Here is a 23,595-nt window from a genome sequence, read left to right as displayed (position 1 = left end):
CTTCAGTCACGCTTGTGTCACTTGCAGTAACTGTGATATCCGCCGCATCATTGCTGCCGGTAATGGTGATCGTTTGTGTCTCAGTGGTGCCATCGTCACTAGTAAAGGTGATCGTATCGGTTAAGGTTTCACCGTCTGGTAACGCTTGTACCGCAGCATTGCTGTCATCTAAGCTGTATTCCCATACACCTGTGCCATCAACCACAACCGTGCCGTAGCTCGCAGTACTGCTCACTAAAGTCCCTTCGCCGGTATCAATATCACTAACAGACACTGTGCCTGTTGCGGTGTTGTTGCTCGCATCATCTTCAGTCACTAATGTGTCACTTGCAGTAACTGTGATATCCGCCGCATCATTGCTGCCGGTAATGGTGATGGTTTGTGTCTCAGTGGTGCCATCATCACTGGTGAACGTGATGGTATCAACCAAGGTTTGACCTGCTGGTAAGGCTTGCACTGCAGCATTGTTGTTATCAAGTGAATACGTCCATTGACCTGCTGCATCCACCGCAACGGTGCCGTATGTTGCTGTGCTGCTCGCTAACGTGCCTTCACCTGTATCTTCGTCAATTATCTCTATAGTACCAATAGCCGTATTGCTCAGATCATCTTCAATTACATCACTATCAATAGTATTGTTCGTAATTTGAGCTGCATCATTAACCAATACAGTTGTCACTGTATTACTTGCACTAACGCCATCACTTGTAGTTAAGCTGATATTAGGTAAGGTATTACCTGCATTTAGGAATACTTCACCTGCTGGTGTTAATTTTACATCCGTACCATCTAAAACGTAATAACCTTGATCATTTGTGCCTGATGTAAAATCAACGGTTAAACCACCTTCATCATCAGTCAGAGTATAACTAGCAAGCACCGAACCAGCAGCTGTAGAATCTTCTGTCGCAGTGCCATTAGTGATCGTTAATACTTCAACATCATTAACTAATATTGTAGTAACTGTATTCGTTGCAACTACACCATCGCTTGTCGTTAAACTTATATTGGGTAAATTATTACCTGAATCTAAGTAACTTTCTCCCAAAGCTGTAAGTTTGATATCTGTTCCATCAAGAACGTAATAATTATTGATATTAGTGCCTGGAGTAAAGTCTACCGTTAACGCGGCTTCACCTTCCTCATCAGTTAGGGTATAACTTCCCAATATGGTACCCATCACGGTAGTATCTTCAGTTGCAGTACCATTGGTGATTGTTAATGTTTCAATATCATTAATATCTATAGTTGTTCCAGGAGAAACATTTACTGTTGCCGGTGTTGTTTGCTCACCGTCTGTCGCTGATAAAGTAAAACCAGGTAAATCTTCGCCGCGATCGATTAAGTCGACACCCGCTTGCGTTAAGACAACCGTGTTGCCCACAAGAGCATAATTCGTTGTATCAGATAAGGTGACAGTAATTTCGTCGCCATCTTCATCAAAGGTGCTAAACGTCGCTACTTCATCGTTGATCGATGCACCTTCTTCAGTAAAACTATCGGTTGTGGTTAACAGCGTTATCGTCGCTGCATCATTGACATCAATCGTATTACCTGGGTTGATATTTATGATAGATGGTGCCTCTTGCTCACCATCAGTAGCGGACAATGTAAAACCAGGTAAATCTTCGCCGCGATCGATTAAGTCGACACCCGCTTGCGTTAAGACAACCGTGTTGCCCACAAGAGCATAATTCGTTGTATCAGATAAGGTGACAGTAATTTCGTCGCCATCTTCATCAAAGGTGCTAAACGTCGCTACTTCATCGTTGATCGATGCACCTTCTTCAGTAAAACTATCGGTTGTTGTTAACAGCGTTATCGTCGCTGCATCATTTACTGAATTAACAGTAACAGCAGATTCTACAATTGTAGAGCCACCATTATTATCTGTTGCCACTAGAGTAATTGTGGCTTCGCCGTTAAAGTTATCAGCGGGAGTAAATGTGTAAGTGCCATTATTATTAACAACAACATTACCTTGCTCTGCAGGAACTGTTGCCGTAATAGATTCAATAGTCCCATCAATATCTTCAGCGGTAAAGCTTACCGTAATAGAGCCAGAATCTTCATCCAGTGCACCATCTTCTACGGAAAGTTTCGGTGCTATATTATTATCTACATCATTACCTAATATTATAGCGGTGCCAACACCTTGAGAATCACCAATTTTGGCAGTAAGTGTAAAACTTTCATTTTGTTCGTTGGTGCTGTCATCAATAGTATCTACAATGACAGTTATGCTTGTAATACCAACGGGAACAATCACGTTGCCTTTACCGTCAAACTCTAAATATTGCGGACTCCCCGCCTCACCATAATAAGCTTTAATGCTCGACACATCATAATCTTGTTCGTTTGCACTACCATTTTTTAGAGATAAATTAACGAGTGTTAGTGAGTCAGTTGTATTACCTAAATCTTTATTAATATTTACGGTAAATAGTGCCGTTTCGCCTTCATTAATTTCGGATGAGCTTACGGTTAGTTCAACTGGATAGTCATTATCAAAAATACGTAATGTACCTTGGGCATCATTAATAGTCGCATTTGTTGCATCCGAAAGGTTGATTACAGCAAATTCAGGTGAGTTCTCTAGAATTAAATCATCGGCAATCGCAATTGAAATAGTCGCCGTTGTTTCCCCTGGTTGGAAAGTAACCGTACCTGATGTATTAGCAAAATCTTCACCAAACTTTGCTGTTAATTCTGTAGTATTATAATTAACTGTAACAACTTCATCGCTTGCTTCACTTAAGGTTAAGGTAAATATCGCATCACCCTGACCTTCTGTGATTAATACATAATCGATATCTATTTGCGGTAAATTAAGAGGAAGTGAGTCGTTATCTTCAATAGCAAATAAAATAGTTTCGTCGTAATAATTTTCCCCCTTAATTTCAGCTCGAAAATATTCGGTAGGCTCAATAGTTACATCATCAAAAATAGGTACGCGGATCTCAATGCTGTTATTACCTGCGGCTAACTCAAAGCCAAAAATAGGTCGAGGAATAGTACCGGTAGTATCTATAGCTACAACAGTCATTGATATCCAAGTATTTCCCCCATCATTTGAGTACTCTAGCGGAATATTATAATCATCAGCATATTCTGCAATTTGAATAATACCGTTATCAATTACAGCATCTTTTCCTAAGGCAATTAATTCTGCTTGTACCTGAGCAGTTAATTGCTCACTTAATAATTCACTCGTAAAATTTATTGTTAGTTGCGTATCAGTATCAAACGATAATGAGCTATTTAAGGTAAATTGATTAAAACCGGAGTCTTCTTTTACATCGTTAATGTCAGCGGAAAGGTGCGATTTATAGCTGTCTAATGATTGAGAGGTTACGTCTTTACTAACTGTCCAATCTTCAACTCGATAATCGATAGCTAGACCCTCAAGGTCTTTACCTGTAACACTTTCATTTAATTTTATTTCAAAGTTACCATCACCTTTATCGACTAGTGTGCCAATATTTTCAAATGATGCAGATAACTTCACATTATCAACAATTAAGTTTTCGGTGATAACCTGTTTACCAACGGCACCAACTAATAAATCATCTGTGGTAAAGGTGATCACACCTTCTGCTTCAAGAAAATGATAATTAATTAACCCGCCTGGAACATCAATCGTATCAATTTCACGAGCATCAGCATTTTCTGGTGCACGATCTCCTGCTAGACCATCAATAGTTTGTGCTACATGATCCATAGCGATACTTTCAAAAGTATTCTCACCATTGTCATTTCTTTCACTTTCTCGAGTAAATTCAATACCCACAGAAGCTAGCGCTTGCGAAATCATTTCTTTACCAGAGGTTGTTATATCCAGTACTTCTCCTGTTGTAGGATCAATATAACCGGTAAAAGCATCACGTATTTCTTGACTGATTATGATGTTAGTTGCATACGAATTTTCATTATTAATAAGTTGATCTGTACTTAATATTCCATCGGTATTATTACTATCTGTTAAATCACTATCTAATGCTTGTAGGAAGATAGCCATATTTTCAACATGACTTGAGTTACTGTCAGAAAGTTCAGTACCTGCAATATCTTGTAAAAATAGAGTATCACCGTTAATTGCATTTGCATTAAATTGAGCAATGATTACATCACCAATACTGAAGGTTATAATATCACCAGCGTTATATTTAAACTCACCTGCAGTACCTGTGTCTCCGGTTAAACCTGTTAGCCCTGATGAAGTGGTGTAACTTACCCCTGAGACAAAGTTATCGGTAAATTGAGCTCTTAATGATGTATCTGTGTTTGTAAAGTTATCATTGATTCCGTCATTAGTATCGGTTAGCTCAATTGAAGCTGAGTTAAAAGCAAAACTTGCAGTTTTAAATTCTGAGGAAACAAGGGTCTCATTAGCATCACGAGATACAGTAACAAATTCGGTACTACCACCATCATTTGATTCACCAGCAGCAGTTTCAACAACCTCTACGGTTTCTTCTCCAGCTTCGATTTCTGCTTGAATAGCTTCAATCTCAGCTAAATCTTCAGCATCAATTTCATGTGTCTCTAGGTCATCAACATCGCTAGTTTCATTAATAATATCATCTTGTTTCACAGTTAAATCAGGATTTACTTCCTTCGCATTTAACTGGTCATTATCGTTAACTTTATCTTTATTAATACTATCAGCCATGGTTTACCCTTTGCTTATTATTTTTACATTTAAATAACTGTTAAATAACAAATAAAACAGATTAAATACAAGTGTTTGCTTTTATTTTACACGATAATAAATAATAGTAGAAAAATTGCTATTAGTCTATTAAACAACCTGCTTAGCCTCTAATAAATTGTTTTTAACTTAAATTTAATTATTTAGTTGCTTATCCTACATAAAGTTGGCAACTACACTTTCACTTAATCTTTATATTTATATTTATATTTATATTTATATTTTTATTCTGTACGGATAATTTACTATCAACAGGTAAAAATAAAGATGTTAAAACTCAAATACGATTAAACTGCATAAAAAGTTCATTTATTAAATTTTTATTATTCGAATTAGAGAATAGGGATACTTCTGGTAACGATAAGAAACAACCCCTTCGTAATCGTTAACTAAACACATAAAAAACCCGCGTTAAACAAAGTTCAAAGCGGGTTTTAACTGTGTATTCTATTTAATATAGTTAATTAAAAAGTTTTTACTACTTTTACTGAGCTATCTACTTTACTAGCATCAATATAACCGATAGCGTTTGGCGTTGAAGAAATCAAACTAATTACTTCGCTATCTGAAGCAACTTCTTCAAGCGGCTTCGCTTTACCAGAAAAAATTAACTTAGACCAATACGCTTTTACTTGAGAACTCGATTTACCTAAAACCTTTTCTTCAAATTCACCGCGTTGTTCATTTCCTGAATCTAAATTTATAGCTACCACAGACTCACCATTAGAAAAGGACTTGTTTTTACCTAAAAACATTCGTTGAATATCATCATCTGATATTTGACTATCATTTGCTGTATTAACAATGACGGCAACATCTGCAAAAACTAAAGAACTCGTCAAACATAATGTAAGGAGTAAACTTTTTTGTATCAATTTCATAATATACTCCTTAAAAAACGGTAACTATAGCGACACGAAACAAACCGGCATCACTGTTATTATAGTGATCATCCGTAAAAGCTGTATATTCAAATTTTAATGCTGCAGAATCATGAAAGTCATAACGAACACCAGCTATAATATAATCATTATCTTGAATATCGTTAGCCAGAGTTAGTTCAGTCGCTTGCTTTAAATAATCTAATGTTGGATCAACTCCATAAGGTACGTCAGAAGTATAATTATCTGTTTTACCTTCGTCGGCTCCGTAAGTAAGGTGGACTAAAACTTGATCAAACTGATAACCTGCCATGATGTAATATGAGTCTTCTACTGCTAAAGGACTATTGTCAACCTCAAGCTGAGTATATTCACCTACCACAATAATTGATTCGTAATTAATTTGAAATCCGACCTCAACGAATGTGCCTTTGTCTTCATCTATTTTGGTATTAGCAGCAATATCATTAAAACCTGCTTGTTCCCAGCCATCTGCAAGATTATCTAGATCGGTAATAGGCATCACTACATCAGCAGTAAAATAACCAGCTCTCAACGTTAACCAGTCATAAGTAAATGATGCTGATAGCCCCATAACACCGTTAAGTTCAGGCGAAACTTGATAATCAACCCCTAAAAGATTGATTTCTAACTCATCAGTATTTCGACCATAAACCCCATGAAAACTGGCGTCAACACTACCAAAACTAGTGGTATATACTAAACCTAATCCATCGAATGTATCAAACGGGACATCATAAACCCCCTCTGGTGGCGCTATCCATGCATAAGCGTACGATACATCAAGGTAATCTGAGTACATATAAAAAGGTATAATTTGTCTACCAGCCAGTAATCTAAGACTATCAGTAGCATCATAACTAACATAAGCCCATTTAAAATCAGGCTCCCAGTCATCTTTACCTTTAGCTTCTAACTGAACCGTAACACCCAAGCCCTCACCTAAATCACTTGATGCTTGTATCGCAAATAATGATCCTTGTTTAAAGTCCATATTATCATCATAACCTGATAAAGTTTCATCGCTTGATGTTGTCATGCCCCCAACAACAGAGCCAAAGCCACTTAAATGAATTTCCGCATGTAAGGAAGCTGATGTTAATGCACTTACTAACGCTATAGATATGAGATGTTTTTTCATATGTTTTCCTTGCTTAATTTTAAATTATAAAAATAAAGTTATACTTTGAACTGTAATGCTATTGCTTCTAATTTTGAGGCTAATTCGGTTAACTCATTGCTTGTTTCAGCAATTTCAGTTGAAGCGTTAGATGCTTCATCGGCACAGCGTTGAATATCTTCAACATGATTAACCATAATTCCTGACACCTCAGTTTGCTGCTCGGTTGAAGTAGCAATGGCGTCGTTCATTTGTGAAATCACTTCAATAGCAGAAGCTATTTCCAATAGGCTTGCTCCTGCTTGGTTAGCACTCTCAACACTTGATTCAACACCAGCCTTAGAACTTTCCATAGTTGAAACAGCCTTACTCGAAGCGCTCTGTAATTGTGCTAATATGTTATTAATTTCTTGGGTAGATTCTTGCGTTCTTGAAGCTAGATTTCTTACCTCGTCGGCAACGACCGCGAATCCTCGACCTTGCTCACCAGCACGGGCAGCTTCAATAGCAGCGTTTAGAGCGAGTAAATTAGTTTGATCGGCAATACCACGTATAACTTCCAATACTACGTTTACTTTATTAGTATCGTCTTGTAGTTGATTAATTATTTCAGATGACTCAGTAACTACATCAGCTAACTGGCGTATTTCAGCAACCGTTTTATCAACCACTTCTTTACCGTTGCGCGCTTCGTTGTTCGCGTTTCTCGCCGAAGAAACCGCATCCGCTGCATTACTGGTAATGTCAGCAACACGTTGACTCATTTCATCAACCGAATCTCTCGACAAAGCCACACTGTCGCTTTGTCGCTTAAATGAATCAATGGTGTGTTCCGATAAAGTTTGAATTTTATTGGCTGTTTTAGCTAGCGGCATAGCGGTGTTAACAACATCTTTAATTACACCTTGTAATTTTTCAATAAAACTATTGAACCAGAAAACAAGGTCACCTATCTCATCTTTATAATTAGTAGTTAATCTAACAGTTAAATCGCCATTATCTTGTGCGATATTTTTTAAAGAAGAAATGACATTTCGTAAGCTATTGCAAATTGAAATTGCGATAGGTACAGCAACAGCGAACAATAACAAAATGGTTATCAATCCAATAATAATACCGACAGTTGAAGTTGACTGAACTTTATCTCTAACCGACTCAAATGCATTATTAAACCCCTTGTCTTTTTCACTCTGAAAGTCATTTAATTTACGCTGCACTTCATTAAGTTCTGTTGCCATTTGCTCACTACGCGCACCTAGCGTTGCAAAATCAATACTGCCGTCAACCATCTCTTTCGACAGGCCAGATGCATGCATATAATAAGTATCAAAATCGCTTAATAATTGTTTTAAAAATGACACATTTTCTTTATCGATATTGTAAGACTCAATTAACTTATTTCGAAACGCTTCAGCATAACCATCGGAAGTAACCAATAAGTCGGCTTCCCCCATAGTCGCCGCATTACCTAATGTTTCTTTAATTTTATCTAACTGAACTAAACCAAAAGCAGAGGTTTGTAAATATTGATATTCAACGGCATAAGCACGATCGAGATCTTTAACAATCTGCGACATAGTTAATAAACTAGTAAACAGATAGATGGCGAATCCGACAGAGCCTACGATGGGAATGAGTAATATTTTAAATCGTATAGATAGCGCATTAAATGACGACATATAAAAAAGCTTCCGTTATGAAGTTAGATTTTTGTAACTAAAGAGCATTATATAATTGATTATAGACTCTATTTTAAATTTAACATTTTAGTTACTTTATTTGTAAATTTGATTTAACCACTTCCCAAGTGTAGGTTTAAGACTCAATAAAAGCTAAAAATAAACTATAAAAAGCTGTTTATTACAAAAATCTAAAAGATAAGTGTTAAAAAATATATTTCTTTATATATATCGGCAAGATACGATAAAGCTTAAGTAAAAAAGTTATTTATATTGATTAACGAGATACGCATAGTTTAATTAGTTTAATTAGTTTGATTTGCTAGAATTCAAAGCAGCACACTCCACTATTATTTAATATAAAACTTCATAAAATTATCCACATGGAAAAAGCGTTTTATCACCGAACAATAGTTACTAGAGAACTCTTTTCATGTTGCAGCTAAGTTACTTGACGATGGTTTTCACCCGTAGTTTATTGTGACTTAGTGGATATTTAGCACTTACTTGTTTTAGCGTTAATAGCTTAATTATTACATACTTAAAACACATAAAAAGATGTACTTCCTCATCCTAACTAATACCCAAATACGCTTATCTTAAATGTTATTTTCCTAAATATATTTAAACGCTGCCTAAAATAAAATCAATTAAATCTTGATCTATATCAATATAAGTTTAAACTTTCAGAAATTACTGAAACTTCGAACATTAAAAATGATGTTAACTTCAAAAATAGAATCCTTTGTCATGCACTGTGGTGAAATGGGCAGCCGTTGGGGCTTTAATCGCACCGTTGGCCAAATGTATGGCTTATTAATTATTAACCAAGAGCCGTTAAGTGCTATCGACATTTCAGAAGCGCTTAATATATCTCGTGGAAATGTCAGTATGGGCATTAAAGAACTGCAATCATGGCGATTGGTAAAAGTTCAGCATAAACCTAAAGATCGTAAAGAATATTATTCACCAGCAGGCACCATTTGGGAAATGGCTACTCGTGTTTTTGAAGAGCGACGTAAGCGAGAAGTTGACCCAACACTGTCACTTTTACGTGATAACCTCCTCGATAAGCCCGCCAATCAACAAGAGGAATATGCCCAAAGCCAAATGCATGAAATTCATGATTTACTTGAAACCGTAACAAACTGGGCCAGTGAATTACAAACAATGAGCCCGAATAAACTAAACTCATTAATGAAATTAGGCGTTGGGGTAAGTAAAGTTATAGATTTTAAAGATAAATTGATTAATAAAAAATGATCAGATCAACAAATATTTACAACATACAGCTTAACCTTCAGAAGCTACCTGAGGAGTTAATAAACGGAGTCTATTATGTTTGAAACACTGATGCTATCTCGCATGCAGTTTGCCGCCAATATAAGTTTTCATATTCTATTTCCAACCATTACTATCGCCTTGAGTTGGTTTTTATTCTTTTTCAAATTACGGTTTGATCAAACAGGTGAGCAAGTTTGGATGCGAGCTTATCGGTTTTGGGTAAAGATATTTGCCATAACCTTTGCAATTGGTGTTGTTACCGGCATTACCATGTCTTTTCAGTTTGGCACTAACTGGCCTAAATTTATGGAAACTGTGGGTAATATCGCCGGCCCATTACTAGGCTATGAAGTATTAACCGCCTTTTTTCTAGAAGCTGGTTTTCTCGGTATTATGCTGTTTGGTATGAAAAGGGTTTCCGCTAAAGTACATACACTTGCTACCTTAATTGTTGCCGTAGGAACCAGCTTATCTGCTTTTTGGATCCTTGCGCTTAACTCTTGGATGCAAACCCCGCAAGGACATGAAATGCGCGATGGAGTTGCTTTTCCAGTAGATTGGATCGCAATTATATTTAATCCATCATTTCCTTATCGTTTATCGCATATGGTTGTTGCTTCAGGTTTAACTGCTGCATTTTTAATTGCAGGAGTGAGTGCTTATCGACTCCTTAAAGGTGATGATAAGCGTGCCCCAAAACTAACCTTAAAAATAGCTCTAACTGTGGCAATGGTATTAACGCCATTACAAATATTTATTGGTGATAAACATGGTTTAAATACCTTAGAGCATCAACCACAAAAAATAGCCGCAATGGAAGGTATTTGGCATACCGAAAAATCCGTCCCGTTACTACTCTTTGCCATTCCTGATGAAAAAGAAAAAACTAATCACTTTGAGATTGCAGTACCGAATATGGCAAGCCTAATTTTAACGCACAGTCTTGATGGAGAAATAAAGGGTTTAAATGAGTTTGAAGGAAATCACCCGCCTGTAGCACCCGTATTCTTCGCATTTAGAATTATGGTTGGCGTTGGTATGCTAATGCTATTTTTTTCATGGCTAGGACGAATATATCTTTGGCGAGATAAACCACTACCTACTTGGTTTTTAAAAGGCTTAGTCGCGATGAGTTTTTCTGGCTGGATAGCTACATTAGCAGGTTGGTATGTCACAGAAATAGGAAGACAGCCTTGGTTAGTAACAGGTATTTTAACCGTTAAAGATGCCGCAACCGATATTGCACCTGGTAATGTAGCACTGTCACTTAGCCTTTATCTAACGTTATATGTAGTAATAATGGCGGCTTATTTACATACTTTATATACCATGGCAAACCGTGCGGTTGAAATTGAAGAAATTACCAACGACGGAAAAGTAGATGCTGTGATTAATAATATAACAAAGGATAGAGATCATGTTTGAAGCTAATACCTTAGCGGTAATTTTTGTATCATTAATGGGTTTTGCAATTTTGTTATATGCCATTTTAGACGGTTATGATTTAGGCGTAGGAATTTTACTTCCTTTAACACAAAAAGATGATAGTGATACCATGATAGCTTCAATTGGTCCTTTTTGGGATGCCAATGAAACATGGTTAGTTTTAGCCGTAGGTTTACTATTAATTGCGTTTCCTTTTGCTCATAGTTATATATTTAAAGAGCTCTATTTACCCACCGCAGTTTTATTAATTAGTTTAATTTTACGCGGTATCGCTTTTGATTTTAGAGCTAAAGCAGCATTTACTCATAAAGATACTTGGAATAAAGTATTTAAAGGCGGTTCATTACTTGCCGCAATGAGTCAAGGTTATATGCTAGGTATGTATGTTATGGGTTTTGAAAGCACTCCAGCTGCTTATGGATTTAGCCTTCTTAGTGCTTTAGGTGTTGCTGCGGCGTATGCTTACATTGGCGCTTGTTGGCTGATAATGAAAACTGAAGGTTCATTACAAATTCAAGCCGTTCAATGGGCGAAGAAAACAGGCGTTATTTGTTTTATCGGTGTCATTGCGGTATCTGCTGTTAACCCATTAATTAACCCTGATGTTTATGCTAAATGGTTTGCTTGGCCTACAACATTGTACTTATTGCCGTTGCCAATTATGTGCTTTGCTTTATTTACCTATACGCAAATACATTTGAGAAAATTACCGGCGAAGAATGATAAAGGTTGCTGGCAACCTTTTGTAAATGCCGTTGTTATTTTTATGTTTTGTTTCTTTGGCTTTGCCTTTAGCTTTTTCCCTTATATTGTGCCAGGAAAATTAACTATTTGGGAATCAGCCTCTGCCCCTGAATCATTAAGTTTTATTTTATGGGGAGCAATTATAGTTGTGCCTGTGATCATTAGTTATACCGTATTCTCTTACCGCGTATTTTGGGGTAAGGTTCGAGAACTTACTTATCATTAGCACGTAGTATTAATTAAATGCAATATCGTAAGCTGATAAACGAAAAAAGCCCGTTTAGTTAACCTAAAACGGGCTTTTAATTACTTTTCATATTCACGACTATTACGCATATTTACCGAAACGAAAATTAAAGCGACATGCTAGTTTATTTCAAGCAACTCAACATCAAAAATAAGCGTTGCACCAGCATCAATTTTTCCTGCCGGCCTGTCACCGTAAGCTAAGTTTGACGGAATATAGAAACGTGTTTTTTCACCTACAACCATCAACTGAACACCTTCGGTCCAGCCTTTGATCACTTGATTTAAACCAAAACTGATTGCCTCACCTCTATCAACTGAACTATCAAAAATAGTACCATCAAGTAAAGTACCATGATAATGAACCTTCACTTTAGAAAATGCATTCGGATGTTCAGTACCGGTACCTTGCGTTAATACTTTGTATTGCAAACCTGAAGCCGTTTCAATAACGCCCTCTTCACTTTTATTTTTAGCTAAAAATTCCTGTCCTAATTTTACATTAACTTCTGCCGCAGCTTTATTACTACTTTGTCGCATAAGAAAAAAAACAACAATGCCAATAACAATCGCTAATAATATAAATTTATTCATTTCATCACTCTTATTCAGTGTTTTAGGTAAAAGGGCATGCTACTTAATTAGTTAACTTTTTACTAGCTCAATAAAATAAATCTCCTCAGGGAGAGTAAATTAAACTTCAAATGTTGGTGCTATCTTTTCAGCATAAATTTTACAATACATGCCATCTAAATATTCTCATAAAGCACATTATTGCTTAAGACTTTAAATATATTTATAACTAACTTATTTTATTTAACTTTATTAATTTTTTTTTGTATAATCATTGCAATTATATTCCTAAAGTCTTCGTAACTCAGCTGGATAGAGTGCACCCCTCCTAAGGGTGATGTCGTGGGTTCGAATCCCGCCGAGGACGCCATTATCCCTCACAACAAATATAAAAAAACACTAAAGACTTAAAGCCCTTAGTGCTGATGATTTATATATTTTTCAAAATATTAGCTTTTTTCAGATTTCTTCTTTTTAAAGTATGTATAAGCTTTATATACCACAAGCGCAAAAACAGCCCAAAAAGTAACGTGATAAAAAGTATGTAAAGATCCCTCGCCTAATGCATGATCGGTATGGGCAAATGCTTGGCTGGTGAATAGGCTTAAAAAGCTAATAAAAATGGTTATAAATTTCATGTTAATTCCTTAAATTGATCTAATTTTTAAATATGTGTTCTGTAAATAAGTTAATTCTTTAATCTGCTAAAATTAATCTGCTTAACATTAAATTGTCAGCATGCCTTCTCTTTCAATAAATTCGATAATCTCGGCTAAACCTTGTTTAGTTTTCATATTCGAGAAAATAAATTCTTTATCGCCGCGCATTTTCTTGGTGTCTCTGTCCATTACTTCTAATGAAGCGCCGACTAAATCTGCTACATCTATCTTATTAATAATCAATAAGTCTGACTTGGTAATACCAGGGCCACCTTTACGTGGAATTTTATCACCTGCTGAAACATCAATAACATAAATGGTTAAGTCTGATAGCTCAGGGCTGAACGTTGCGCTTAAGTTGTCACCGCCACTTTCAATTAAAACAAAATCTAAATTAGGGTGCAATGCTTGTAGTTCGTCAATAGCCGCTAGGTTCATTGAAGCGTCTTCACGAATAGCCGTATGCGGACAACCGCCAGTTTCAACGCCCATAATTCGGTCTGCTGAAAGTGCATCATTTTTTGTTAAAAATTCAGCATCTTCACGGGTATAAATATCATTAGTCACCACGGCCATATTATATTTATCACGCAGCGCTAAACATAACTCACGTAATAATGCGGTTTTTCCTGAGCCAACTGGGCCGCCAACGCCAATGCGTAAAACTTGTTTTTTCATTTTATATTCTCTTAATGTCTTTTAAATAAGTTATGTTTTTAAGGTAAATATTACGAACGAAATAGGCGTGAATATTGTGTTTCATGCCACGCACTTGCCATCGCTAAATGCGGTAAGCTGGTGCCTATATCGTCATCAATAATGTCGTTCGATTTTTCAATAATTTTTTGAATGTTTTCTGTTAATTCAAACAATAAATTTTGTGCTTGCGTTTGTCCAAGTGGAACTAGTTTTGTTGCCGCCGCAACTTGGTTGTCTATGTATGTCCAACAGTAACCACTTTGTGCTGAAGTGAGATCAAGCTTAAAAACATAAGCACATAATGCAAAAGCGCTAACAAAACTAATTTCTTTTAAATCTATTATTGTTTGGTAGGGTGTTATATCAATACTATCAAGCTGTTTAATTAACCGAATTAGCGCTTTCCCCATGGCTAAATCAGCCAGTAATAATTCATGACTTTCTCGACACGCAATTAAATGTGTATTCCAATAACTAAAACCATCTAAATCATTATTGTTTAATGCGATAAATAATCGCTTTAAAATCGCTAAATCCGTTTGGGCAATGGACTCTTCTAAGTTGATATTAATCCAACTGGCTGTTGTTTCAGCTGAGGTTAACCAGCCCATTTCAACTGCATACTCTAACCCTTGAGAAAATGAAAAACCACCCACTGGCAAATTTGCACTACACAGTTGTAACAAGCGATTTAACTGAATAGGATCAGCTTGTGGCTTGAACAAGTGAGCTTCAGACTCTTTAGTGATCATGAGAATGTCCGTGACCATCACCGTGGCTATGAGCATGACCGCCACTACCTTTTGCATAAGCACCATTTTCAGGTTCAAAAATAGTCGGCGTATGATCTACCGTTAAGCCGTACTTTTCAGCCAACTCTTCTAATACATAATCAGGTTTAAAACGTACCCATAGCTCACCAATTTGTAATGAGGTATGACGATTACCTAAGTGATAACACACTTTACAAAAGGTTAGCCAATCAGTTGCTGTACATGTAGCGACTGGCTCATTCGCGCCTTTAATTTCAATAAACAATCCACATTCTGTTTTTAACACTTCACCGACTAATAAAGGGTGGCCACGTTCCATAAATATACCGATATCTAAACCCGCATCAGTAATACCTTTAATACGCGCTTTTTTTCGGGTGTCTTGATCTAAGGTGATTGAGTCAGCTATTTCACTGTGAGTATGATCGAAACGCTCGTATGCTTGTAACATGTAATTTCCTAATTATCTTTAATATCAAATGATTAATGCTAACGCTTTGTTCAAAATAGAATGCTTTTAGGCAAAGCCGTCGAGCTTTTTATATCAGGAGCATATTGTTATATGTGACAGACATAAAAAACGAAGACAATGCCGCATAAAAGTATTCTATGAAGAACAATTAAAACAGACAGTATAATTGTGCAAGCGGCAATGACGTTGCTGGCTCACACGTTAATAACTCGCCATTTGCACGTACTTCATAGGTTTGTGCATCCACTTCAATTTTAGGCTGCCAATTGTTATGAATCATATCGTCTTTACCAATATTTCGCGTGTTTTTACAAACACCAACCATACGTGTCATGCCTATTTTTTCGGGCACGCCTGCATCAATTGAAGCTTGAGACATAAAAGTCATTGATGTTTGCGCCGCAGCACTACCGTGAGCACCAAACATTTTACGAAAATATACCGGTTGCGGTGTTGGAATAGACGCATTGGCATCGCCCATTGGCGCGGCAGCAATCATACCTGATTTTAAAATTGTCGCCGGTTTAATACCAAAAAATGCCGGTTTCCATAACACTAAATCAGCTAATTTACCTATTTCGATAGAGCCAACTTCATGGCTAACACCATGACTAATTGCTGGATTAATGGTGTATTTAGCAATATAACGCTTAGCACGGAAGTTATCATTTCGCTCGGTATCTGGCGCTAAAGGCCCTCGTTGCTGTTTCATTTTATGTGCGGTTTGCCAAGTACGGGTGATCATTTCTCCCACACGCCCCATGGCTTGTGAGTCAGAAGAAATCATACTGATAGCGCCTAGATCATGCATAATATCTTCTGCAGCAATACTTTCTTTCCGAATACGAGAGTCTGCAAAAGCAATATCTTCAGGAATAGACGGATTTAAATGATGACAAACCATCAACATATCTAAATGTTCATCTATGGTATTTACAGTATAAGGCCTTGTTGGGTTAGTTGAAGAAGGCAGTACATTAGGCTCGCCACAGGCTTTAATAATATCAGGCGAATGCCCGCCACCAGCCCCTTCTGTATGGTAAGTATGAATTGTGCGACCTTTAAATGCGCCTAGTGTATCTTCTAAAAAACCAGATTCATTTAACGTGTCGGTATGAATAGCTATTTGCACATCATAACGCTCTGCAACTGACAAACAGTTATCAATAGCTGCAGGGGTTGTGCCCCAATCTTCATGTAATTTTAAACCACAAACACCCGCTTCAATTTGCTCTTCAAGGGCAATAGGTAAACTCGCATTACCTTTACCTAAAAAGCCAAAGTTCATTGGAAAGTCGTTGGTGGCTTGCAACATTTTATGAATATACCAAGGGCCCGGTGTACAGGTGGTGGCTTTAGTACCCGTTGCAGGGCCTGTACCGCCACCAATCATGGTGGTAACACCTGACATTAAGGCTTCTTCAACCTGTTGTGGACAAATAAAATGAATGTGCGCATCAATGCCGCCTGCCGTTAATATTTGACCTTCGCCGGCAATTACTTCTGTACCAGGGCCAATTTCAATATCAATATTGTCTTGGATATCTGGATTACCCGCTTTGCCGATAATGGCAATACGACCATCTTTTACGCCAACATCAGCTTTGACTATGCCCCAATGATCAAGGATCAAGGCATTGGTTATCACTAGATCAACTGTGTCTGCACAAGATGCCTGGCTTTGCCCCATGCCATCGCGAATAACTTTACCGCCACCAAAAGTCACCTCCTCTCCGTATTCGGTAAAGTCTTTCTCTACTTCAATCCATAAATCGGTATCGGCCAAGCGAACACGGTCTCCCGTTGTAGGCCCGAACATATGCGCGTAGGAATGTTTATCAATAGTCGCCATGTTATTTTTCTCCCTCTGATACAGAATCTGTAGCGTCCAGATCTCCTTGAATATCCGCTCTAAAACCAAATACACGACGCTTGCCGCGATAAGCGATTAAAGTCACTTCGCGTTCTTGGCCGGGTTCAAATCGTACAGCGGTACTTGAGGTGATATCTAAACGATAACCACGAGTTTTTTCACGGTCGAACATAAGTGCGCTGTTCACTTCATAAAAATGATAATGTGAGCCCACCTGAATAGGGCGATCGCCTGAATTAGCAACGGTAATTTTTATCTGCTCACGACCGGCGTTTAACTCGCGGTCACCACTGTCTGTTTTTATTTCACCTGGGATCATAATGGCTTCTCTTACGTTGAAATATTTAAGTACTTTATTGATAACTTAATTGGGAGCATAACTCTGATCATACCTCTGATCTTGCTCCGGGTTATTCTTTCGATATATTCGCTTCTTGACGCGAGAATCACTAAATAATCGGGTTATGAACCGTCACAAGCTTAGTACCGTCAAGAAATGTTGCTTCAACTTGTACATCATGAATAAGCTCGGCAACACCATCCATCACTTGGTCACGCGTTAATAACGTACGGCCATAGTCCATCATTTCGGCAACGGTTTTGCCATCACGGGCACCTTCAATAATTTCCATAGAAATATACGCCATGGCTTCAGGGTAATTTAATTTAACGCCACGCTTTAAGCGTCTTTCAGCTAATAATGCGGCGGTGAAGAGCAATAACTTGTCTTTTTCTCTTGGTAATAAATCCATAAGTTTCTCTGCTGTTTTATATTGTTGTTAACTTAAGTATGCCAAACACGCGGAATATTAGCGGCTTTATTGAGGTATAACGGTCTTATCTTTTGCCATAACAGGATAAAGAGCGATTTACACTCTTCTGCATGTTGTCCTAAATATCGTATTACTAATAGCTGACGTATTTGGCTAATGCTAATTTTGTGTTCTGCGCCAGCCTCAAGCATACATTCACGTAATTGCTCAACCAGAGCTTTATGTTCAATTTCACTAGGTTGCCCTGTAGGTGCATAAGCCATAAAGGTGGCAAACACACTATGGTTGTTTAAACCTGCAATGTGTTGATGAATATTATTCTCCGGTTTAATCGCGATTCTATCGTGATAAATTAACGTATCTGCACAATAAACACGATTTAATTGAGTGTAACTACCCTTATTAAAATATTGATCGGAGCTAGGTAAACCTAGACAAGTAATATCCCATCCCAAATAAGCGCTATCAGGTTGTAAATACACATCAACTGTATTAAAACCATCAGCGCCTTCATAAACAATGGTTTCTAAAGGAAAATTTTCACACTTTGCCTGCTTTGCAAGAAGTAGTTCACAATGTTGAATTTGCTTTGAATCACCAATAGTTAAGTCTTCACGGGCACGATAAAAGCGATTAGCACCGGGGGTTGTAACTAAACTATGCGCTTGTTCATTCACTTGAATATTAAGTCGAAGTTCGTCACCTGAAACAATGCCCGCAGGCGGATGCAATAAATAGATATGCGCGCAGTCTCGCCCTTCGGGATAAAACGCTTTTTGAACGGATAAAGGACCATTACGCTTGGTACGAGTAAGCTGAGTACCACTTGGCGTTAAACTAAATTCGAGTGATAAATTAGCAAGCCATGAATTTCTCGGTGCATTTTTCGGTGCGCTAGCCGTTGTAATTAAATCGTTTACTACAGGCTTTGCATGTTCAGTTACTGTATCTATTGTCATTGTTATTTTAGGTACTTAATTTAGGCAAAGTATTCAATGTACTTTCAGGCGTTTTCTATTTTATGATTAAAACCTCTTGAAAGTATAGAGCATTACTTCATTAGACTGCGACTTGGTTAGTCCTTATACACTTAGCTAACTTGTTAAGTAGCTAAGTGTATAATCGTTAATAAAATAGTTATACAGCTAAATACTTACCTACTAACTCGTCAGTTAATTCTGGCATAGGTCCTGTTGCGATAACGTGGCCTTTTTCCATTAACACAAACTCTTCGCCAACCGCGCGGGCAAAAGGTAATTTTTGCTCTACTAAGACTATGGTCATACCGTGCTCTTTATTTAATTTTAATAAAACATCACGAATAAGTTGCACAATATTTGGCTGAATCCCCTCATTGGGCTCATCTAAAATTAAGATATTTGGATTTAAAACTAAAGCACGAGCAATAGCTAGTTGCTGCTGTTGTCCGCCCGATAAATCACCACCTCGTCTATGCAGCATTTCTTTGAGTACAGGAAATAACTCATAAATATGCTCTGGAATAGTTTTGCTTTTTTGACGCTTACAGTTAAGGCTAACTTTTAAATTTTCTTCAACTGTTAACAATGGAAAAATGTGACGACCTTGTGGTACGTAACCTACACCAATCACAGGACGTGACTCCACTGACTCTTTCGCCATATCTTTATCGTTAATAACAAGGTTACCTGCGCTAATAGGTAGCATGCCCATAATCACTTGCAGTAAGGTAGTTTTACCTACCCCGTTGCGCCCCATAATACAGGTACGAGAGCCTTTTTTAATTTTAAGATCTAAGTCCCATAAAATTTGTGTGCCACCGTATTTTTGATCTACTGAGGTTAATTCAATCATTATGCTTGTGCTCCTACTGTCTTTTCTGCTGAGCCGCCATCTTCTCCGAGGTAAACTTTAATAACCTCTGGGTTTGCTTGTATTTCTGACATAGAGCCTTCGGCTAATACTGAGCCTTGATGCAATACCGTGACCTTTCTCGCAATTGAGCGAACAAATGCCATGTCATGCTCAACCACTATTACAGAATGCTTGCCTGCTAGTGAGGTTAATAGCTCAGCTGTTCGTTCAGTCTCTTGCCCTGTCATACCTGCAACAGGCTCATCAACTAACAAAACACGTGGTTCAGCGGCGAGTAACATACCAATTTCTAACCATTGTTTTTGACCATGCGATAAACGCCCTGCTGGATAATAAGCTTCTTTCATTAAACCAATGGTTTGCAGAATTTCACCGATACGATCGCGTTGTTCCCCTGATAATTTATGAAATAACGAAGTTAAGATTCCTTTATCGCCTGCTAAACTTAATTCAATATTTTCAAACACGCTTAATGCTTCAAATACCGTTGGTTTTTGAAATTTACGACCGATACCTGCTTTAGCAATTTCTGACTCATCAAGTTTGAGTAAATCAATCTGTTGACCAAAGTTTACTTTACCTTTGTCAGGGCGAGTTTTACCGGTAATAACATCCATTAAGGTTGTTTTACCGGCACCATTTGCGCCAATTAAACAACGTAATTCACCGTCATTAATATATAAATTTAAATCGTTTAAGGCTTTAAAACCGTCAAAGCTTACGCTGACATCTTCTACGTATAAAATAACACCGTGACGCGTGTCTGGCTTAATATTTTCTGTAGCGGTTAGTGGACTACCTGATTTATCTACAATCATTACTTAACCTCCGCTGTTGTTGCTTCTTTTTTATCTTTAACTTCTAATTCTTTTGGCACGTCACTTTTGAACATAGACATTTTATCAAAAAGGTTCGGTAAAAATCCGGCAATACCTTTAGGTAATAACAAGGTAACCAGTACGAATAAACCACCGAGTGCGAATAACCATGCTTCAGGCATAATCGCGGTAAAACGTGTTTTTGCATAACTCACCACAATTGCGCCGATAATCGCACCATATAAGGTACAGCGACCACCAATAGCTACCCAAATAACCATCTCTATTGAGTTTAGCGGCGAGAATTCACCCGGGTTAATAATACCTACTTGCGGTACATATAACGCGCCGGCAACACCAGCTAACATGGCTGACACCACAAATATCCATACTTTGTAATGCTCAGGCTTGTAACCTACAAAGCGTACACGGCTTTCAGCATCACGAGTTGCGGTAACCACACGACCCATTTTAGAGTTAACGATGTAGTTACTTATCCAGTAACCTATCGCTAACGCTACCGCGGTAATAATAAATAAGCCCAACTTGGTGCTTGGCTCTTGTAATGAAAAACCAGCAATTTCTTTAAAGTCAGTTAAACCGTTGTTACCACCAAAGCCCATTTCGTTTCGGAAAAACGCTAGCATTAGTGCGTAGGTCATTGCTTGGGTCATAATTGACAAGTAAACACCACTAACACGTGATCTAAATGCCATTGAACCAAATACATAAGCAAGTAAACCAGGGCCAATAAACACCATGGCAATCATCCAAACAATACTGCTTGAACCTGCCCAGAACCAAGGTAGTTCGGTCCAACTTAGAAATACCATAAAATCAGGTAAGTCTGGGTTACCATATACTCCTCGGTCGCCAATTTGACGCATCAAATACATGCCCATGGCATAACCGCCTAGAGTGAAAAATGCGCCATGACCTAAACTTAATATGCCGCAATATCCCCAAACAAGGTCAACCGCTAATGCCAATAAGGCGTAACATAAATACTTACCGAATAAGCTTACGGTATAATTACTTACGTGAAGAAATGAACCTTCAGCGAAAAACAAATTACAGATAGTGACGTAAAGTGTTGCGATGAATAATGTACCTACAACGACATGTAAGTGGCTTAATGTTTTAAACATTTTTTGCATTGAAAAGTTCTCAGTAGCAAGTGTGGTTGAAGTAGTCATTAGTCTGCCGCTCTCCCTTTTTGAGGAAACAATCCTTTAGGTCGTTTTTGAATAAACAACACTAAACCAACTAGCACAATAATATTGGCTAATACTGAGCCCACTGCTGGCTCTAAGAACTTGTTAATTGAACCTAATGACATAGCCGCAACTAAGGTTCCCCATAAATTACCCACACCACCAAATACAACAACTAAGAACGAGTCAATAATATAAGCCTGCCCTAAGTTTGGACCTACGTTGGTTAACTGACTTAAAACAACGCCCGCAACACCCGCAATGCCTGAGCCTAGGCCAAAGGTAATGGCATCTACCCAATCACTTTTAATACTTAATGCACGTGCCATATCACGGTTTTGCGATACTGCTCTCACATGTAAGCCTAATGCTGATTTTTTCAAAATAAGTAATAAAGTAAAGAACACCATTAATGAAAAGATAATGATATATAAACGATTGTAAGTTAATGAGAAAACTGGGTTTATTACCCAAGATCCTGTCATCCATTCTGGCGCTTGTACTTGACGGTTAAGTGGCGAGAAAATGGTTCTTACTAATTGTTGAAGAATTAAAGAAATACCAAAGGTTGCTAATAACGTTTCTAATGGGCGACCTTTTAAATAACGAATAACACCACGTTCGATAATAATACCAACGAAACCTGACACTAAAAAGGCAGCAGGAACGGCCATCAATAATGAATATTCAATTAAGTGTGGGAAAGCTAATTGAATAACGTAAGTGGTATAAGCACCTAACATCATCATTTCACCATGAGCCATATTGATTACGCCCATAACACCAAAGGTAATAGCTAAGCCAATAGCCGCAAGTAGTAATACAGAGCCTAAACTTAAACCAAAGAAGATGTTTTCAACAACGCCGAAAAAGTTACGTTTATCGTCAATGGCATTAATTACTTTGGTTAAGCTTTTCGCTAAGGCTTTTTGAGCAGGCGTTTTATTCTTTTCAGGTAATGCAGCTAACATTTTCACCATGGTATTATTTACCGCTGGTTCAAGGGTATCTTGAAGCTGAGTTATCGCAGCCATTTTCTGCGCATGATCACCGGTTTTTAATTGATTCAGCAATAATGTAGTGTTCATTAACTCACGCACATCTTTGTCTTGCTCTTGCGTTACTAATTCTTGTACCGCTAAAAGGCCTGATTTTGATGGGTTATCGAGTAATTGCTTAACCGCATCCATACGTACATTTTTATCTTCATCGGTTAAATCTATTTTGGCAATATAGCTGCGAATATCGCCACGTAATTGGTTATTAGTTTTAACTTTTCTTAATTTAGATTTTTTAACTGGCGCTAATATTTCATCACTTAACGCATTGGTTAGTGCATAACGGCCATTTTCTATGCTGATAGCACGAACAACGGTTTTCTCTGCTTTGAGATAATAAAGATCGCCATCCATCAAGAATTGCAAAATATCACGTGTTTTTTTATTACGTGTATTAGCTAATTTTTCAACCATTTGTGGCATTTTTTTAAGTTTGGTGCCAGGCAGTTGTTGCACTAATTTTGATAATGCAGAATTGGCTTGTGTAGTAGCAACCTCAACGGAAGCTTGAATGGCGCTTGGCGTTGTACTTGGAGCAACATCTTCTGGGCTAGCAAGAGCTTGCAAAGAGATTATACAACTCAGCGTTATATAACTAAGTAATACAGAGAATATTCGCTTCATTGCGTATTCCTTCTTAATTTAAAAAACAGACAAGGCTTTATCATCAAAGACTCAGTACTCTATTAAACCTGGC

The 23,595-nt window shown here is 37.6% G+C and carries 20 protein-coding genes and 1 tRNA gene; 4 read left to right on the top strand and 17 right to left on the bottom strand.

All coding sequences use genetic code 11. The features are described from left to right. The 4 genes from CWS31_RS14905 to CWS31_RS14890 form a co-directional block, all read right to left on the bottom strand. The coding region (locus CWS31_RS14905) for a VCBS domain-containing protein (RefSeq protein ID WP_148747773.1) at window positions 1–4,672 on the bottom strand (4,672 nt) is incomplete at its 3' end. Window positions 4,673–5,175: 503 nt separating this feature from the next. Then, complete coding sequence (locus CWS31_RS14900; RefSeq protein ID WP_101344208.1) at window positions 5,176–5,592, bottom strand: type 2 periplasmic-binding domain-containing protein; 417 nt, start codon at window positions 5,590–5,592, stop codon at window positions 5,176–5,178. 10 nt (window positions 5,593–5,602) lie between these two features. Then, window positions 5,603–6,754, bottom strand: a complete 1,152-nt coding sequence (locus tag CWS31_RS14895) for a porin (RefSeq protein ID WP_101344209.1) — start codon at window positions 6,752–6,754, stop codon at window positions 5,603–5,605. Between the two features lie 38 nt (window positions 6,755–6,792). Further along, entirely contained in the window at window positions 6,793–8,412 is a 1,620-nt protein-coding gene (locus tag CWS31_RS14890; RefSeq protein ID WP_101344210.1) for a methyl-accepting chemotaxis protein, read from the bottom strand. Window positions 8,413–9,129: 717 nt separating this feature from the next. On the opposite strand from CWS31_RS14890, the gene CWS31_RS14885 reads away from it, so the two are divergent. The 3 genes from CWS31_RS14885 to cydB all read left to right on the top strand — a co-directional run bounded on the left by CWS31_RS14885 (window position 9,130) and on the right by cydB (window position 12,112). After that, window positions 9,130–9,675, top strand: coding sequence for a GbsR/MarR family transcriptional regulator (locus CWS31_RS14885; RefSeq protein WP_101344211.1), 546 nt, complete (start codon window positions 9,130–9,132; stop codon window positions 9,673–9,675). A gap of 75 nt (window positions 9,676–9,750) precedes the next feature. Further along, entirely contained in the window at window positions 9,751–11,121 is a 1,371-nt protein-coding gene (locus CWS31_RS14880; RefSeq protein ID WP_101344212.1) for a cytochrome ubiquinol oxidase subunit I, read from the top strand. Beyond that, entirely contained in the window at window positions 11,114–12,112 is a 999-nt protein-coding gene (gene cydB, locus CWS31_RS14875; RefSeq protein WP_211355843.1) for a cytochrome d ubiquinol oxidase subunit II, read from the top strand. The genes CWS31_RS14880 and cydB overlap by 8 nt, the downstream gene beginning before the upstream one ends. 140 nt (window positions 12,113–12,252) lie before the next feature. Here the strand turns inward: cydB and bamJ are convergent, their stop codons facing one another. After that, window positions 12,253–12,726, bottom strand: a complete 474-nt coding sequence (gene bamJ, locus CWS31_RS14870) for a BamJ family beta-barrel-assembly machinery protein (RefSeq protein WP_101344214.1) — start codon at window positions 12,724–12,726, stop codon at window positions 12,253–12,255. 272 nt (window positions 12,727–12,998) lie between these two features. On the opposite strand from bamJ, the gene CWS31_RS14865 reads away from it, so the two are divergent. Then, window positions 12,999–13,075 (top strand) — tRNA-Arg (locus CWS31_RS14865). Window positions 13,076–13,154: 79 nt separating this feature from the next. Here CWS31_RS14865 and CWS31_RS14860 read toward each other — a convergent pair. From CWS31_RS14860 to urtB, 12 genes are all read right to left on the bottom strand, one after another. After that, entirely contained in the window at window positions 13,155–13,343 is a 189-nt protein-coding gene (locus CWS31_RS14860; protein WP_101344215.1) for a hypothetical protein, read from the bottom strand. Between the two features lie 87 nt (window positions 13,344–13,430). Further along, the gene (gene ureG / locus CWS31_RS14855) at window positions 13,431–14,042 is read right to left on the bottom strand and encodes an urease accessory protein UreG (RefSeq protein ID WP_101344216.1); all 612 of its coding nucleotides are present in this window, start codon (window positions 14,040–14,042) and stop codon (window positions 13,431–13,433) included. 50 nt (window positions 14,043–14,092) lie between these two features. After that, window positions 14,093–14,815 (bottom strand): urease accessory protein UreF, encoded by a 723-nt coding sequence (locus CWS31_RS14850; RefSeq protein ID WP_246143550.1) that lies wholly within the window; start codon window positions 14,813–14,815, stop codon window positions 14,093–14,095. Continuing rightward, window positions 14,805–15,287 (bottom strand): urease accessory protein UreE, encoded by a 483-nt coding sequence (locus CWS31_RS14845; protein ID WP_101344218.1) that lies wholly within the window; start codon window positions 15,285–15,287, stop codon window positions 14,805–14,807. The genes CWS31_RS14850 and CWS31_RS14845 overlap by 11 nt, the downstream gene beginning before the upstream one ends. A 169-nt stretch (window positions 15,288–15,456) precedes the next feature. Further along, window positions 15,457–17,160 (bottom strand): urease subunit alpha, encoded by a 1,704-nt coding sequence (gene ureC, locus CWS31_RS14840; RefSeq protein WP_101344219.1) that lies wholly within the window; start codon window positions 17,158–17,160, stop codon window positions 15,457–15,459. A gap of 1 nt (window position 17,161) precedes the next feature. Further along, window positions 17,162–17,500: an urease subunit beta gene (locus CWS31_RS14835; protein WP_101344220.1), complete on the bottom strand. Its 339-nt coding sequence runs from the start codon at window positions 17,498–17,500 to the stop codon at window positions 17,162–17,164. 130 nt (window positions 17,501–17,630) lie between these two features. After that, window positions 17,631–17,933: an urease subunit gamma gene (locus CWS31_RS14830; protein WP_101344221.1), complete on the bottom strand. Its 303-nt coding sequence runs from the start codon at window positions 17,931–17,933 to the stop codon at window positions 17,631–17,633. Between the two features lie 32 nt (window positions 17,934–17,965). Further along, window positions 17,966–18,913: an urease accessory protein UreD gene (locus CWS31_RS14825; protein ID WP_101344222.1), complete on the bottom strand. Its 948-nt coding sequence runs from the start codon at window positions 18,911–18,913 to the stop codon at window positions 17,966–17,968. 178 nt (window positions 18,914–19,091) lie between these two features. Beyond that, window positions 19,092–19,787 carry an urea ABC transporter ATP-binding subunit UrtE gene (urtE, locus tag CWS31_RS14820; protein ID WP_101344223.1) on the bottom strand — a complete coding sequence of 232 codons (696 nt, stop codon included), beginning with the start codon at window positions 19,785–19,787 and terminating at the stop codon, window positions 19,092–19,094. Further along, on the bottom strand, window positions 19,787–20,626 hold the full coding sequence (gene urtD / locus CWS31_RS14815) for an urea ABC transporter ATP-binding protein UrtD (protein WP_101344224.1): 840 nt from the start codon (window positions 20,624–20,626) through the stop codon (window positions 19,787–19,789). Before urtD ends, urtE begins: the two co-directional genes overlap by 1 nt. Then, window positions 20,626–21,783 (bottom strand): urea ABC transporter permease subunit UrtC, encoded by a 1,158-nt coding sequence (urtC, locus tag CWS31_RS14810; protein ID WP_101344254.1) that lies wholly within the window; start codon window positions 21,781–21,783, stop codon window positions 20,626–20,628. The genes urtD and urtC overlap by 1 nt, the downstream gene beginning before the upstream one ends. 38 nt (window positions 21,784–21,821) lie before the next feature. Beyond that, window positions 21,822–23,522: an urea ABC transporter permease subunit UrtB gene (gene urtB / locus CWS31_RS14805; RefSeq protein WP_101344225.1), complete on the bottom strand. Its 1,701-nt coding sequence runs from the start codon at window positions 23,520–23,522 to the stop codon at window positions 21,822–21,824. Window positions 23,523–23,595 lie beyond the last annotated feature (73 nt).

Origin of the sequence: Colwellia echini, assembly GCF_002843355.2 — a bacterium.
Taxonomy (GTDB): domain Bacteria; phylum Pseudomonadota; class Gammaproteobacteria; order Enterobacterales; family Alteromonadaceae; genus Colwellia; species Colwellia echini.
This window is presented reverse-complemented; position numbering and strand designations above follow the sequence as displayed.